The organism is Dactylosporangium sp. McL0621 (assembly GCF_049995355.1).
GTDB lineage: Bacteria > Actinomycetota > Actinomycetes > Mycobacteriales > Micromonosporaceae > Dactylosporangium.
The window spans coordinates 12392766-12408181 of record NZ_CP188259.1 but is presented as its reverse complement, the minus strand read 5'-3'; the positions used below and the strand labels follow the sequence as shown (position 1 = coordinate 12408181).

Here is a 15416-nt window from a genome sequence, read left to right as displayed (position 1 = left end):
CCCGGCCCCCTACGACGACGAGGGGGTCGGGGCGATCACCGAGGCCTCCGGCAGCGGCGCTGGTCCGCCACCGCTGGTGCCGTCCCCACCTCGGAACGCCAGGAACGCGGCGCCCAGCACGCCGACGACGACGCACAGCGAAGCCACCGCGGCGATCGTGATGATGACCCAGATCAGCGCGGCCGACTTCTTCTTCGGCTCGATGAGTATCGGCGCGGAGTGCGGATCGTCGAGCCGGGCCTCCGCGGCCACCTCGTCGGGGTCGCCCAGCAGCTCGAGGATCGAGCGCACCTCGACCTCGGTCTCCTCGCCCGGCGCGATCTCGGCGCGCTTGGCCGAGATGTGCTCGGAGAGGTCGGCGAGCAGCTCGGCGCGCCGGTTCGCGGGGACGCCGGCCAAGGCCTGCTCGACGGCGTGAAGGTAGTCGTTGACCAGGTCATCGTAGGTGTTCATGCCGCCCTCGTTCCGACAATTCGGTCAACTGTGGTGCGGAACGCCGCCCACTCCTCGCGGAAGTGCCGCAGCGCCGCCCGGCCGTGCTGGGTGAGGGCGTAGTAGCGCCGGGGCGGTCCGCTGGGGGACTCGCGCCAGGTCGTCTCGACCCAGCCGGCGCGGCGCAGGCGGGCGAGCATCGGGTACAGCGTGCCCTCGCTGGTGGTCAGGGTCCGCTCCGCGCCCAGGCGGCGGACGAGCTCCACGCCGTACTGCTCCTCCTGCTCCATGAGGGCCAGCACGCAGAACTCCAGGGTGCCGCGGCGCAGCGCCGTCGACAGCGAGCCGGGTACTTCCATGTCTGGCACAGTACCTTGTGTCGCAAGGTAGCAACAGGAGCGAAACCGTTTTCTGAACATGCAAAAATGAATGTCATGACCCGCTGGCTCGACGAGGAAGAGCAGGCCGCCTGGCGCGCCTTCTACAGCTCGACCACGCTGCTGATCGACCGGCTCGACCGCGAGCTCCAGCACGACGCCGGCATGCCGCACGCCTACTACGAGATCCTGGTCGTGCTGTCGGAGTCCCAGGGTCGCTCGCTGCGCATGAGCGAGCTGGCGATCAAGACGCGCTCGTCGCGCAGCCGTCTCTCGCACGCCGTCACCAAGCTCGAGGCCCGGGGCTGGGTCAAGCGCCGCGACTGCGACGACGACAAGCGCGGGCAGTTCGCCGACCTCACCGAGGAGGGCTTCGCCGCGCTCGAGGCCGCGGCGCCCGGGCACGTCGAGACGGTCCGGACCCACCTGTTCGACCCGCTCACCCCGCAGCAGGTCGAGCAGCTGAAGCAGATCAGCGACGCGATAAACGCGAGCCTGAAAAGCTGAAATGCCTGCTTGTCAAGGCTTGTAAGGATCTCCATCGGTCGATACGGTGCCCACCTCGCCAGAGAGGTAGGCCCGCCATGCCGTCCGCCAAGCACCTGACGTTAGGCATCCTCACGACCCTCGCCGTGCTGGCCGCGGTCCCCGGGGACAACCCGCGCACCCCGGACGTCGCGCAGCGCCCGACGAGCTACTCCGCGGAGGGCGTGCCCGAGTGGGCCGGAGAGCCCTCGATCGCGAGCCTCCTCGCCGGCGAAGCCGGCCAGCAGGACAAGGGCAAGGCCAAGCGGGCCGAGCAGTTCTACTTCGTGCTCGCCGACCGCTTCGCCGACGGCGACCCGGGCAACAACACGGGCGGACTGGGCGGCGACCGGCTCAGCACCGGCTACGACCCCACCGACAAGGGCTTCTACCACGGCGGCGACCTCAAGGGCGTCATCGACAAGCTCGACTACATCCAGGGCCTGGGCACCACTGCGATCTGGCTCGCGCCGGTGTTCAAGAACCGCCCGGTGCAGGGCAGCGGGGCCGACGTCTCGGCCGGGTACCACGGCTACTGGATCACCGACTTCACCCAGATCGACCCGCACTTCGGCACCAAGGAGGACCTCAAGGTCCTCACGCGCAAGGCGCACCAGCGCGGGATCAAGATCTACCTCGACGTCATCACCAACCACACCGCCGACGTCATCCGCTACGCGCAGAACCAGTACACGTACCGCAACAAGACCGACTACCCGTACAAGGACGCCAACGGCAACAAGTTCGACGACAGCAACTACGCCGACGGCACGCACGGGTTCCCGCCGGTCAACGCGCAGTCGTTCCCCTACACGCCGGTCTTCCCGAGCGAGAGCGACAAGACGGTCAAGCAGCCGGCCTGGCTCAACGACCCGACGATGTACCACAACCGCGGCGACTCGACGTTCAGCGGGGAGAACGCGGAGTACGGCGACTTCTTCGGCCTCGACGACCTGTGGACCGAGCGGCCCGAGGTCGTCAAGGGCATGACGAAGATCTACTCGGACTGGGTCCGCGACAGCGGCATCGACGGGTACCGCATCGACACCACCAAGCACGTCGACCTGCCGTTCTGGCCGCAGTTCGTGCAGGGCGTCGAGTCCGCGGCCGAGAAGGCCGGCAAGCCGGACTTCTTCATGTTCGGCGAGGTGTACGACGCGAACCCGGCGTTCGACTCGCGGTACGTGCGCAAGGGCCGGCTCCCGGCGACCCTGGACTTCCCGTTCCAGCAGGCCGCGGCCGACTTCGTGGCCAAGGGCGGCTCGGGCCAGGAGCTCGCCGACATGTACGCCCAGGACGACATGTACACCTCGGCCGGCACGAGCGCGCAGTACCTGCCGACCTTCCTCGGCAACCACGACATGGGCCGCATCGGGTACTTCGTCGCCACCGGCGGCACCGACCCGGCCACGCACCTGCGCCGCGACGAGCTCGGCCACGAGCTCATGTTCCTCACCCGCGGCCAGCCGGTCGTGTACTCCGGCGACGAGCAGGGCTTCACCGGGGCCGGCGGGGACAAGGACGCGCGGCAGGACATGTTCGCCACGAAGACCGCGGACTACCTCGACGACGACCTGCTCGGCACCGACACCACCCACGCGGTCGCGCACTACGACACGAACCACCCGATCTACCGGACCATCGCGAGCCTGGCCGACCTGCGCGAGCACAACCCGGGCCTGCGCCAGGGCGTGCAGGTGACGCGCTACGCCGACCAGAACGTCTTCGCCTTCTCCCGCATCGACCCGGACCAGCGGGTCGAGTACGTGGTGGCCAGCAACAACGGCACCGGCACGAAGACGGTCACGATCCCGACGTCGATGGCGAGCACCACCTTCGACCAGCTCTACCCGAGCACCGGCGCCATCGCCGCGACCGCGGGCAACGGCGGGCTCCAGCTGAGCATCCCGGCGCTGACCACGTTGGTGTTCAAGGCGCGGGGCCAGATCGCGAAGGCGACCGCCAAGCCGCAGATCACCCTGGCCGTGGACCCCGCCCCGGCGGGCGTCGCGCAGGTCAGGGCGAGCGTCAACGGCGACCCGCTGTCCACCGTCACGTTCGCGGCGCGGGCCGGCGACGGCGCCTGGAAGCTGCTCGGCACCGACCAGGCCGGCCCGTACGCGGCCTACCACGACCTCGACGGGCTCGCGGCCGGCACGAAGCTCGAGTACAAGGCCGTGGTTCGCGACGGCTCAGGACGTACCGCCGAAGCCCGGATCACCACGAAGGTCGGCACGCCGCCGAGCGCCGCGTCGGCCGACTACGCCGTCGTGCACTACCAGCGGCCGGCGGGCGGCTACGACGACTGGAGCCTGTACGCCTGGGGCGACATCCAGGACCCGATGAGCTGGCCGGCGGGCGCGCCATTCGCCGGGGAGGACTCGTACGGACGCTTCGCATGGGTCAAGCTGAAGCCGGGCGCCACGAACATGGGCTTCCTGGTCGTCGACCACAACGGCGTCAAGGACGTCGAGGCCGACCGATCGCTCGACCCGACGAAACATCCGGAGATCTGGCTCAAGCAGGGAGATGCGACCATCTACACCTCCGAGGCGGCCGCCACCGGCAGCGTTTCGATCCACTACGGGCGCCCGGACGGCAACTACGCCGGCTGGGGCCTGCACCTGTGGGGCGACGGCCTCGCCCCCGGCACCGCGACCGACTGGCCGAGCCCGCGCCCGCCGGACGGGGTGGACTCGTTCGGCGCCTACTGGCACGTGCCCGTCGCCGACCCGTCCAAGCCGGTCAACTTCATCGTGCACAACGGCGACACCAAGGATCCGGGCGCGGACCAGTCGGTGCTGCCCAGCGCCCAGGGCGAGGCGTGGGTGCGCTCCGGTGAGTCGGCCGTGCACCCGACCCGGGCCGCGGCCGAGCACACCGCGGTGCTGCACTACCGCCGCCCGGCCGGCGATTACGACGGCTGGGGCCTGCACGTGTGGACGGGCGCGGCGACCGGCACCGACTGGGGCAGCCCGCTGCCGCCGTCGGGCACCGACGCCTTCGGGGTGACGTTCACCGTGCCGCTGGCCGATAACGCCCCGCTGCTCAACTACATCGTGCACAAGGGCGACACCAAGGACCTGCCCGCCGACCAGGCGCTGGACCTCGTCACCGTCGGGCACGAGGTGTGGATCCTGTCGGGGCAGGAGAAGTACCTGCTGCCGATCCCGGCCCAGGGCACGCCCGACACCGACGTGACCAAGTCCAAGGCGGTCTGGATCGACCGGAACACTGTCGCGTGGCGGGCCGGCCCGACCGACGGGCACGGCTACGAGCTGTGGTCCGCGCCGGCCGGCGGGCTCACCGTCGTCGACGGGCAGGTCGTGGGCAACGCCACGAAGCTCGGAATGACCGCGGTGCCGGGCAACCTCACCGAGACCCAGCGGGCGAAGTTCCCGCACCTGTGGGCATACCAGACCTTCCACGTCGACGGGGACCGCGACGCGTTCACCGCGGCCCTGCGCGGGCAGGTCGTGGCGGTCGAGCGCGACGCGTCCGGGCAGGTCACCGAGGCGACCGGGGTGCAGCTGGCCGGCGCCCTCGACGACCTCTACGGCGCCGCGGTGAGCGCGCGGCTGGGCCCGGCGTTCGACGGCGGGCGGCCGGGCGTGAGCGTCTGGGCGCCGACCGCCCAGACCGTGGCGCTGGAGCTGTACCGCGATGTCAAGCAGCCGCCGCAGATCGTGGCCATGCGCCGCGACGAGCGCACCGGCGTGTGGTCGGTGAGCGGCGACAAGAGCTGGAAGAACCTTTACTACAAGTTCCGGGTCACGGCGTACCAGCCGGCCGTGCGCGCGGTCACCACGGCGAGCGTCACCGACCCGTACTCGGTGTCCCTGGCCGCCAACGGCACCCACAGCCAGCTCACCGACCTGTCGGACTCGGCGCTGCGCCCGTCCGGCTGGGGCGACCTGCGCAAGCCGCCGGCCCCGGCGCGCCCGCAGATCACCGAGCTGTCGGTGCGCGACTTCTCCATGGCCGACGAGACCGTGCCGGCCGCGCAGCGCGGCACCTACCTCGCCTTCGCCCAGCCGCAGTCGGCCGGCATGCAGCACCTGCGGCAGCTGGCCCAGGCCGGCACGTCGTACGTGCACCTGCTGCCGGTCTTCGACATCGCCACCATCCCCGAGGTGCGCGCCGACCAGGCCCAGCCGCCGTGCGACCTCGCCGCGCTGCCGCCGGACTCCGCGCAGCAGCAGGCGTGCGTCGCGCAGGTGGCCGACCGGGACGGCTACAACTGGGGCTACGACCCGTTCCACTACAACGCGCCCGAGGGCTCGTACGCGACCGACCCGCAGGGCACCCCGCGGATCACCCAGTTCCGCCAGATGGTCGCGGGGCTGAACAACGCGGGCCTGCGCGTGGTCATGGACGTCGTGTACAACCACACCACCGCGGCCGGCACCGACCAGTACTCGGTGCTCGACCAGATCGTGCCCGGCTACTACCAGCGGCTGCTCGACGACGGCACCGTCGCCAACTCCACCTGCTGCGCCAACACCGCGCCGGAGAACGCGATGATGGGCAAGCTCGTGGTCGACTCGATCGTGCAGTGGGCCAAGCAGTACAAGGTCGACGGCTTCCGCTTCGACCTGATGGGCCACCACCCGAAGGCGAACATCCTCGCCGTCCGGGCCGCGCTCGACCAGCTCACGGTGGCCAGGGACGGGGTCGACGGGAAGAAGATCCTGCTGTACGGCGAGGGCTGGAACTTCGGCGAGGTCGCCGGCGACGCCCGGTTCGTGCAGGCCACGCAGGCCAACATGGCCGGCACCGGCGTGGGGACGTTCAACGACCGGCTCCGCGACGCGGTGCGCGGCGGCGGCCCGTTCGACGGCAACCCGCACATCCAGGGCTTCGCCACCGGCCTGTACACCGACCCCAACGGGGACCCGGTCAACGGCAGCGCCGAGGAGCAGAAGGCCCGGCTGCTGCACTACCAGGACCTCATCCAGGTGGGGCTCACCGGGAACCTGGCCGCGTACGAGTTCACCGACTCGGCCGGGCACCACGTCACCGGCGCGCAGGTCGACTACAACGGCTCGCCGGCCGGGTACACGCGCTCGCCGAGCGAGGCGGTGACGTACGTCGACGCGCACGACAACGAGATCCTCTACGACGCGATGGCGTACAAGCTGCCCGCCGGCACGACCGCCGAGCAGCGGGCCCGGCTGCAGGTGCTGGCGCTGGCCACGACGATCCTCGGGCAGGGCACGGGGTTCGTCACGGCCGGCTCCGACCGGCTGCGCTCGAAGTCCCTCGACCGCAACTCGTTCAACTCCGGCGACTGGTTCAACCAGATCCGCTGGGACTGCGCCGACGGCAACGGTTTCGGGGCCGGGCTCCCGCCCGCCGCGGACAACCAGGACAAGTGGCAGTACGCGCAGCCGCTGCTGGCGAACCCGGCGCTCGTGCCGGGCTGCGCCGCGGTCGACCTGGCCTCGGCGCGCTTCCAGGAGCTGCAGCGCATCCGGGCCGGCTCGCCGGTGTTCTCCCTCGGCACGGCGGCGCAGGTGCAGCAGCGGCTGAGCTTCCCGCTGTCGGGGCCGCAGGCCACCCCGGGCGTGATCACCATGGTGCTCGACGCGCGCGGGCTGGACGGCCACTGGCGGTCGCTGGTGGTCGTGTTCAACGCCGGCGCGGTGGCCACGACCCAGACGGTGCCGGCGTACCGCGGGGCGCATGTCTCGCTGCACCCGGTCCAGGCCGCCTCGGCGGACCCGGTGACCCGGCAGTCCACATTCGACAGCGCCCACGGAGCGTTCACGGTGCCGGCACGGACGGTGGCGGTGTTCGTACAGGAATGAGATGAGCGCGGTGGGGTAACCACCTCTGCATGAGTCGATACCGCAACCGCGTCCTGAAGGCGACGGCCGCTATGTGGCTGCTCGTCCTGCTCGCCGACGCCGGCTGGGTGGCGACCTCGCGCGCCGCCCTCACCGCCGCGACGGTGCTGGGCGTCTGCGTGGTGCTGTCCGCCGCGCTGCTCCACAAGTTCATGCAGAACCTGCGCGAGGACGAGGCGGTCCCGGTCCGCGTCCGCGGTAACGACCGGCGCCGTTGATCGCGTAAAGGCGCGCTTAATCCTCGTAAAAGGCTCAACCCCGTCCCGCCGGTGCCGTTGGGACGGGCGTGAAGTCGCTCGTGGCCGCGGTGCTGATCGGCGGCGCGGCCCTCGGGCCGACGCCGCCGCCGGGGCCGCCCCTGCCCGGGCCGCCCGCCATCCTCGAGCCCGTCGGGCCCTCCGCGACCCTGCCGGACCTCACCGCCGGACCGACCGGGCCGGCCACACTTCCGCCGGTCGCGACCCCTGCCGTGCCCTCCGGACGGCCGCTGTCGCCGACCCCGGGGGCGTCCGGCGGCGCGCCCGCCGCGAGTCCCGCGCCGAGCGCCGGCGAGGTCTCGCCGAGCCCGGCGTCCGTGGAAGTGTCATCGGGGCGATCGGCCACCTGGATCGCTCTCGGGGTCGCTCTGGGGCTCGCCGGAGCCGTCACCTGGTTCGTTGTGCGACGCCGTCGTCACGCATAGTCAGAACGACTAGGCCGTTCGGCTAAGGACTCTTTAGGGATCCGACCTCTTCCAGTAGCGTGCCTGATCGTGTTCCGTAGTGGATCCGACTCCGACGCCAATGTGTTGGAGCGCTCTCTTCGGCACGCTCCGTTGTGGAGCCGCTACTTTTAGGAGGCCAGGCGGTGGCAGCTAGCGCCCCCTCCCGCGCCCCGGTGCCGCGTCACGGTGTCAGCTCCGGCGGCCCGACGCGCCGGGCCGCGGGCACCGACACCTCGGTGGCCGGGCACCGCCGTGGCGGAGGCCCTCGCGCGGGCCTGCTGCAGTCCGTCCGCGCCCAGCTGCTCGCGCCGATCGTCGTGGCGATGGTCGGCCTCATCGTCCTGGGCGGCATCCAGGTCACCAACGCCATCAACTCGGCCCGCGACGCCGGCCACGCCCGGACCCTGAGCATCACCGCCACCAGCGCGGTGCTCTTCGTCCACGAGATCGAGCGTGAGCTCGCCGAGACTGCGGCGCTGCGCCAGCGCGGCGGCCAGAGCGGCGCCGCCCTGGTCACCGCCCAGCGCGCCCGCACCGACCAGGCCGCTTCACGCTTCTTCGCCGACGCCGCCAAGGCCGTCGACGCCGTGCCCGCCCTGTCCAACCGGGTGCGCGTGGCCGGCGAGAACTACGGCCAGCTGGGCTTCACCCGGGCCGCGATCGACAACGGCACCGCCACGATCGTCCTGGTCACCGACGTCGTCTACGGCGGCCTGGCCGACGCGCTGCTGGCCGTCGCCGACGCCGTCCCCGGCCAGATCGAGGACATCGAGCTGTCCAACGCGGCCCGCGCCCTCGCCGCCAGCGCCTTCGTCGAGCACTACTCGGCGGTCGAGCGCGACCTGCTGCGCACCGTCTTCAGCCGAGGCAACCTCCAGCCCGGCGACCTGGGCAACCTGGCCCTGGTCGAGGGCGCGCGGGGGCAGCGCGAGGCCGAGTTCCGGCGGGTCGCCACCGCCGCGGAGCTGCAGCTGTTCACCACCGAGGTCCGCGGCACCGACGTGGACACCGCCGACAGCATGAGCGCCAAGGTGCGCGACGCCGAGCGGGACGCGGCCGGGCTCAAGGTCGACGCCGACGCCTGGTTCGTGGCGCAGAGCGGCGTGATCCGCCGGGTCAGCATCGTCAGCGTCGAGATCGCCGACGACCTCGACGCGCGCGCCGAGCAGGTCGCCACCAACGCCTCCCGCCGGGCCTGGGCCACCGGTCTGCTCACCGTCCTGTTCGCCCTCGCCGCCCTGGCCATCGCCATCATCCTGGCCGTGCGCACCGCCCGCCGGCTCAACCTGCTGCGCGGCGCGGCCCTGCAGGTGGCCCGCCGCGACCTGCCCGACGCGATCAACTCGGTCTCCGCCGGCTCGGTCTCCGCGGCCCCGTCGGTCATGGAGGGCGGCCAGACCGCGGCCGAGGTCACCCGCGGCATCGCCGCCGTCAACGACGAGGTCGGCCAGGTGGCCGAGGCGTTCGGCACCGTGCACCGCACCGCCCTGCGCCTCGCCGGTGAGCAGGCCGAGCTGCGCGTCGACGTCGCCCGCATGGCCGAGGTGCTGGCCCGGCGCATCCGTACCCTCATCACCCGCCAGCTGCGGCTGCTCGACGAGTTCGAGCGCGACGAGACCGACCCCGACGTGCTGGCCCGGCTCTTCGCCCTGGACCACCTCGCCGCCCGCCTGCGCCGCAACGGGGAGAACCTGCTGGTCCTCTCCGGCGGCGAGCCCGGCCGGCCGCAGACCAAGGCCGTCGGGCTGGGTGCGGTCGTCACCGCCGCCGCATCGGAGATCGAGGACTTCGTCCGGGTCGAGTTCCAGCCCGCCGACCTGGCCATCGCCGGCCCGGTCGTCGGTGACCTCGTGCACCTGCTGGCCGAGCTGCTGGAGAACGCCACCGCGTTCTCGCCGCCGACCGAGCCGGTCATCGTCGACGCGCGGGCCACCGGCAACGGCGCCATGATCCGCGTCCACGACCAGGGCATCGGCATCATCCCGGCCCGCCTCGCCGAGATCAACTCCCGGCTGGCCGTGCCGAGCGTGCTGAGCAGTGCCGCCGCCGGCACCATGGGCCTGCACGTGGTCTCCCACCTCGCGGCCCGCCACGGCATCCGCGTCCAGCTCTACGCGACAGGCAACGGCGGCGGCACGGTCGCCTACGTCGAGGTGCCGCACCGCCTGCTGGACCAGGTCTCGGCCCTGCCCGCGGGCCGCGGCGCGCCGACCGAGACGATCCCGGCCGTCCAGCCGCCGGCCGCCCGGCCGGTGCAGGTCCCCTCGACCGTCGGCGCCCCGATCGGCCGGTCCGAGCCCGTCGTGGCCCGGGCCGCCGAGGCCGCGCAGATCCCGCAGCAGCGCCGCCCGGAGCGCGCGGCCCAGCCGGCCGCCGCCGGCCCCGGCCTGCAGTCGGTCGCCCCGGCGGGCGGGGTGGCGCCCTGGTTCCGCCCGTATCTCAGTGGCAACTCCGGCGCCGGCGGGTCCGACACCCCGCCGCCGGCGCCCCCGCGGGTCCAGCCGGGCGGACACACCCCGCCGCGCGGCGTGGCCCAGGTGGCCGCCACCCCGCCGCCGGCGATCCCGCCGGTCCGGCCGCCGCAGTACAGCGCGCAAACCACCTGGGGATCCCCCGGCACTTGGCCGCCACGTCCGGGGAGCCCGTCCAGTGCCGGAGGTGGCTCGATGTCGGAGCAGGATCAGGACAATCTTCCGCGCCGTCGTCCGGGGGCCCAGCTGCTCCCGGAAACCACCGAACCACGTGCCGAGAGCCGCAGCGCCGCGGCGGTCGACCCGGAGCAGGTCCGCTCCCGGCTGTCCGCGTTCGCCGAGGGCGTCTCGGCCGCAGCACGTCGCACGAACAGCACCGCCCCAGGAACGAAGGACTCATGATGTCTCAGCAACCCCAAGGCGCCGGACAGCTCGACTGGCTGATGGTGAGCTTCGCGCGCCAGGTGCCCGACGTGGCGCACGCCATCACCGTGTCCGGTGACGGGCTGCGCCTGGCCGCTTCGGCCGACCTGCCGATCGACCAGGCCGACCACCTCGCCGCCGTGATCAGCGGCCTGGCCAGCCTGGTGTTCGGCGCGGCCCGGGTCATGCAGGCCGGCCACGTGCGGCAGACAATCGTCGACATGGACGGCGGCGTCATGATCGTGATGTCCGTCGGCGACCGGGCGCTGCTGGGCGTCCTGGCGGCGCCGGGCTGCGACCTGGGCCAGGTCGGCTACGAGACCGCCATGCTCGTCCACCGCGTCGCCGACGCGCTGGACCCGCTGCCCCGCGATGCCCTGTTCCGCTGAGACCGCTGAGAAGGTCGGCTTGAAGATCCGGAATCTGGCGCTGGTGCTGGTGGCGGTGCTCGCGGTCGCCGGCTGCGCGAACTCGTCCCAGCGCCCCGGCGCCGGGTTGTGGCACGGCGGGCGCCTCTTCATCGCCACCGGCAACACGACCGGGGTGTTCTACTCGCTCGGCGGCGGCTACGCCGACCTGATCACCAAGCACGTGCCCGGCTACGAGGCCCGCGCGGAGGCGACCGGCGCGTCCGGCGAGAACATCCAGCGGGTCGCCACCGGCGACATGGACATCGCGCTGACCCTGGCCGACACCGCCGCCGACGCCTACGCCGGCAAGGGCGCCTTCGACGGCAAGCCGCAGAAGGTCGTGGCGCTGGCGCGGATCTACAAGAGCTACACGCACCTGGTGGTGCGCAAGGCCGCCGGCATCACGAAGTTCTCCGACCTGCGCGGCAAGCGGGTGTCGACCGGCTCGCTCGGCTCGGGCGCCGACGTCCTGGCCGGGCGCATCCTGTCCGCCGGCGGGCTCAACCCCGACGCCGACGTGGTACGCCAGCGCCTGTCGCTGCCGGAGACCACCAAGGGCATGCAGAACGGCACCACCGACGCGCTGTTCTTCACCGGCGGCCTGCCCACGCCGGGCATCGCCGACCTGCTCAGCAGCCAGCCCAACGCGTTCGCGATCCTGCCGCTCAACAGCCTGCTGCAGCCGCTGACGGCCAAGTACGGGGCGGTCTACCTCGGCGCCAAGATCCCCAAGTCGGCGTACAACACCGCGGCCGACATCGACACGATCGCGGTCGGCAACTTCATCGTCGTCTCGCCCGACATGCCCGAGCAGCTCGCGCACGACCTGGCCAAGGTGCTGTTCGAGTACCAGCAGGAGCTCAGCCGCGTGCACCCCGAGGGGGGCAACTTCGACAAGGGCGCCGCGCCGCAGACCGAGCCCATCCCGCTGCACCCCGGCGCCGCCCGCTATTACAGCAGCGGATAGGCGTTATGGATCTCTCATTCGGGACAAGGGACGAGGGTGATCCGGGCCGGGTGATGTCAGGATTGGCGCCGTGACCGCCCTCCAGCAAAACCTCGTTCACCTGGACGACATCCGCGACGCGGCCGCGCGGGTGTCCGGGCTCGTGGTGCGCACCCCGCTGCTGCCCAGCCCCTGGGCCGAGGAGCTGTGGCTCAAACCCGAGAGCCTGCAGCCCATCGGCGCGTTCAAGCTTCGCGGCGCCACCAACGCGCTGCACCGTCTGGACCTCGAGCGCCGGCGCGCCGGCGTGGTCACGCACTCCTCCGGCAACCACGGCCAGGCCCTCGCCTACGCGGGGCGGGCCCTGGGCGTGCCGGTCACGGTCGTCATGCCCGACGTCTCCACGCCCCTGAAGATCGACGCGACCCGCGGCTACGGCGCCGAGGTCATCCTGGTGCCGCAGGCCCAGCGCGAGACCGAGGCCCTCCGCCTGGTCGAGGAGCGCGGGCTGACCCTGATCCCGCCGTACGACCACCCCGACATCATCGCCGGCCAGGGCACCATCGGCCTGGAGATCTTCGAGGACCTGTCCAACGTCGACGTGGTCGTGGTGCCGGTCGGCGGCGGCGGGCTCTCCTCCGGGGTCGCGACCGCGGTCAAGTCGCTCGCCCCGCACGTGGCGGTCATCGGCGTGGAGCCCGCGGTGGCGGCCGACGCCGCCGAGAGCCTGGCCGCGGGCATGGTCCGGGTCTGGCCGGTCGAGCGGATGCTCGCCACCGTGGCCGACGGGCTGCGCACGCCCCTGTCGGAGCTGACGCTGGCCCACCTGTCGACCTACCTCGACGCGATCGTGACCGTCAGCGAGGAGGAGATCCTCGACACGGTCCGCACGCTCGCGCGCAAGGCCCGGCTGATCGTCGAGCCCAGCGGCGCGGTGGCCACGGCCGCGGTACTGCACCGCCGCGACGAGCTCCCGGCCGGCCGGACAGTTGCCGTGATCAGCGGCGGCAACATCGCCCCTGAGCTGGCCGCACGCCTCTTCGCCTGAGCGTTGTCCACAGGCTGTGGAGAACTGCCTGTGGACAACCCGCCGTCCGCCTGTGGAAAACTCCCGGTAACGAGGTTTCCGCGCGGCGCGTGACTGTGCGGATCCACACAGGCGTTACCCACAGCCTGTGGACAACTCAGGCGCGCCCCACCTTGTCGAGCAGCCAGGCGGCGATGAAGGCCTCCTCGCGCCAGGCGTCGTAGCGCCCGCTCGGCCCGCCGTGCCCGGCGCCCATCTCGGTCTTGAGCAGCACATGTGTCGACGGCGACGCCACCCGCAGGCGGGCGACCCACTTGGCCGGCTCGTGGAAGAGCACCCGGGTGTCGTGGAGGCTCGTGACCGCCAGGATCGCCGGGTACGGGACCGGCTGGAGGTTCTCGTACGGGGTGTACGACTTCATGTACGCGTACACCTCCGGATCCTGCAGCGGGTTGCCCCACTCCTCCCACTCCGTCACGGTCAGCGGCAGCGACGGGTCGAGGATCGTGTTGAGCGCGTCGACGAACGGCACCTGGGCCACGATCGCCCCGAACGCCCCGGGGGCCAGGTTGGCCACCGCGCCCATGAGCAGGCCGCCGGCCGAGCCGCCGCGGGCCACGAGCCGGTCCGGCGCCGTCCAGCCGGCCTTGACCAGGTGCTCGGCGCAGGCGATGAAGTCGGTGAACGTGTTCTTCTTGGCCAGCAGCTTGCCCTCGTCGTACCAGCGCCGGCCCATCTCGCCGCCGCCGCGGATGTGCGCGATGGCGAAGACCACCCCGCGGTCCAGCAGCGACAGGCGCGGGATCGAGAACCACGGGTCCATGGAGGACTCGTAGGAGCCGTAGCCGTACAGCGTCGCCGGGGCCGATCCGTTGCGCGGGGTGCCCTTGCGGGCCACGATCGAGATCGGGACGCGGGTGCCGTCGTCGGCGATGGCCCACTCGCGGTGCTGCTCGTAGCGGGACGCGTCGAAGTCGCCGAGCACCGGCTTCTGCTTGCGCAGGGTCAGCGTGCCGCTGTCGAGGTTGCAGTCGAACACCGAGTCCGGGGTCACCATCGACACGTAGTGCAGGCGGAACGAGGTGGTGTCGTACTCCAGGTTGGCCTCCGGCCCGACCGAGTACAGCGGCTCGGGGAAGGCGATGTCGTAGGGCGCGGCCCCGAGCAGAGGCACCACCCGGACGCCGGTCAGCCCGTCGCGGCGCAGCGAGACCACCAGGTGCCCGAAGAACGCGTCGACCTGCAGCAGCCGGGTGCCCGGCTCGTGCTCGATCAGCGTCGTCCAGTCGCCCGGGTTGTCCACCGAGGTGTACGCGAGCGCGAAGTCCTCGGCCCCGTCGTTGTGCAGGATCAGGAACCGGTGGCCGTGGTGCTCGACCGAGTACTCCACGCCCTGCCGGCGCGGGGCGATCGAGCGCGGCGGGGTCAGCGGCGCGTCGGCCGGGATCACCAGCACCTCGCTGGTGACCTTGCTGTTGACGTCGATGAGCAGGAAGCGCTCCGAGCGGGTCAGCTCGATGCCGACCCAGAAGCGCTCGTCGGGCTCCTCGAACACGACCGCGTCGTCGCCGGCGGCCGTGCCCATGGCGTGGCGCCAGACGCGGTTGGGCCGCCAGGCGTCGTCGACGGTGATGTAGAACAGCGTCGAGCCGTCGGCGGACCACGCCGAGCCGTAGAACGCGTTCTCGATGACGTCGGGCCGGTCCTCGCCCGTGCGCAGGTCCTTGATCCGCAGCGTGAAGCGCTCGTCGCCGGAGAAGTCGGTGCTGTACGCCAGCAGGTGGCCGTCCACGCTGAGGTCGAACGTGCCGAGGGCGAAGTACTCCGAGTCGCCCGCCAGCGCGTTGCCGTCGAGCAGCACCTCCTCGCCGGGCAGCGGGGTGCCGTCGCCGATCTCGGGCGGCGCGTCGCGGCCCTCGGCGGCGGGGACACGGCAGTGGATGCCGTACTGCTTGCCCTCCTCGGTGCGGGTGTAGTACCAGTGGCCGCCCTTGCGGGTGGGCACCGAGAGGTCGGTCTCCTTGGTGCGCGACTTGATCTCGTTGAACAGCGTCTCGCGCAGCGGCTCGAGGTGCGCGGTCGCCGCGGCGGTGAACGCGTTTTCGGCCTCGAGGTAGGCGACCGTGTCCGGATCATCCCGGTTCTGGAGCCAGAAGTACTCGTCGGTCACGGTATCGCCGTGATGGACCCGCTCGTGCGGGACCCGCTTCGCGGCGGGTGGCTGCTCGGTCGTCACACAGCCAAAGGTTACCC

10 protein-coding genes are annotated in these 15416 nt (G+C 72.0%); 7 read left to right on the top strand and 3 right to left on the bottom strand.

The window, feature by feature from the left end:
- Window positions 1–9: 9 nt before the first annotated feature.
- Both ACPPVO_RS58930 and ACPPVO_RS58925 read right to left on the bottom strand, forming a co-directional pair.
- On the bottom strand, window positions 10–453 hold the full coding sequence (locus tag ACPPVO_RS58930) for an HAAS signaling domain-containing protein (RefSeq protein ID WP_426508613.1): 444 nt from the start codon (window positions 451–453) through the stop codon (window positions 10–12).
- Window positions 450–791 (bottom strand): PadR family transcriptional regulator, encoded by a 342-nt coding sequence (locus ACPPVO_RS58925; RefSeq protein WP_426508611.1) that lies wholly within the window; start codon window positions 789–791, stop codon window positions 450–452. The genes ACPPVO_RS58930 and ACPPVO_RS58925 overlap by 4 nt, the downstream gene beginning before the upstream one ends.
- 75 nt (window positions 792–866) lie before the next feature.
- On the opposite strand from ACPPVO_RS58925, the gene ACPPVO_RS58920 reads away from it, so the two are divergent.
- From ACPPVO_RS58920 to ACPPVO_RS58890, 7 genes are all read left to right on the top strand, one after another.
- Complete coding sequence (locus ACPPVO_RS58920) at window positions 867–1316, top strand: MarR family winged helix-turn-helix transcriptional regulator (RefSeq protein WP_426508609.1); 450 nt, start codon at window positions 867–869, stop codon at window positions 1314–1316.
- A gap of 77 nt (window positions 1317–1393) precedes the next feature.
- Entirely contained in the window at window positions 1394–7144 is a 5751-nt protein-coding gene (gene pulA / locus ACPPVO_RS58915) for a pullulanase-type alpha-1,6-glucosidase (protein ID WP_426508607.1), read from the top strand.
- Window positions 7145–7173: 29 nt separating this feature from the next.
- A complete protein-coding gene (locus ACPPVO_RS58910) occupies window positions 7174–7401 on the top strand; it encodes a hypothetical protein (RefSeq protein ID WP_426508605.1) in 228 nt (75 codons plus the stop codon).
- Window positions 7402–8029: 628 nt separating this feature from the next.
- Window positions 8030–10759 (top strand): sensor histidine kinase, encoded by a 2730-nt coding sequence (locus ACPPVO_RS58905; protein ID WP_426508603.1) that lies wholly within the window; start codon window positions 8030–8032, stop codon window positions 10757–10759.
- The gene (locus ACPPVO_RS58900) at window positions 10759–11169 is read left to right on the top strand and encodes a roadblock/LC7 domain-containing protein (protein WP_360375471.1); all 411 of its coding nucleotides are present in this window, start codon (window positions 10759–10761) and stop codon (window positions 11167–11169) included. The genes ACPPVO_RS58905 and ACPPVO_RS58900 overlap by 1 nt, the downstream gene beginning before the upstream one ends.
- A gap of 19 nt (window positions 11170–11188) precedes the next feature.
- Window positions 11189–12157, top strand: coding sequence for a TAXI family TRAP transporter solute-binding subunit (locus ACPPVO_RS58895; protein ID WP_426508600.1), 969 nt, complete (start codon window positions 11189–11191; stop codon window positions 12155–12157).
- A 70-nt stretch (window positions 12158–12227) separates the two neighbouring features.
- A complete protein-coding gene (locus ACPPVO_RS58890; protein ID WP_360375038.1) occupies window positions 12228–13184 on the top strand; it encodes a threonine ammonia-lyase in 957 nt (318 codons plus the stop codon).
- A 136-nt stretch (window positions 13185–13320) separates the two neighbouring features.
- Here ACPPVO_RS58890 and ACPPVO_RS58885 read toward each other — a convergent pair whose 3' ends face one another.
- Window positions 13321–15399, bottom strand: coding sequence for a S9 family peptidase (locus ACPPVO_RS58885; protein WP_426508598.1), 2079 nt, complete (start codon window positions 15397–15399; stop codon window positions 13321–13323).
- Between the last annotated feature and the right edge of the window lie 17 nt (window positions 15400–15416).

What these genes read in the sequence shown, in the direction of transcription:
- ACPPVO_RS58930 (WP_426508613.1), bottom strand. Translation starts at nt 453, where the DNA reads ATGAACACCTACGATGACCTGGTCAACGACTACCTTCACGCCGTCGAG.
- ACPPVO_RS58925 (WP_426508611.1), bottom strand. Translation starts at nt 791, where the DNA reads ATGGAAGTACCCGGCTCGCTGTCGACGGCGCTGCGCCGCGGCACCCTG.
- ACPPVO_RS58920 (WP_426508609.1), top strand. Translation starts at nt 867, where the DNA reads ATGACCCGCTGGCTCGACGAGGAAGAGCAGGCCGCCTGGCGCGCCTTC.
- pulA (WP_426508607.1), top strand. Translation starts at nt 1,394, where the DNA reads ATGCCGTCCGCCAAGCACCTGACGTTAGGCATCCTCACGACCCTCGCC.
- ACPPVO_RS58910 (WP_426508605.1), top strand. Translation starts at nt 7,174, where the DNA reads ATGAGTCGATACCGCAACCGCGTCCTGAAGGCGACGGCCGCTATGTGG.
- ACPPVO_RS58900 (WP_360375471.1), top strand. Translation starts at nt 10,759, where the DNA reads ATGTCTCAGCAACCCCAAGGCGCCGGACAGCTCGACTGGCTGATGGTG.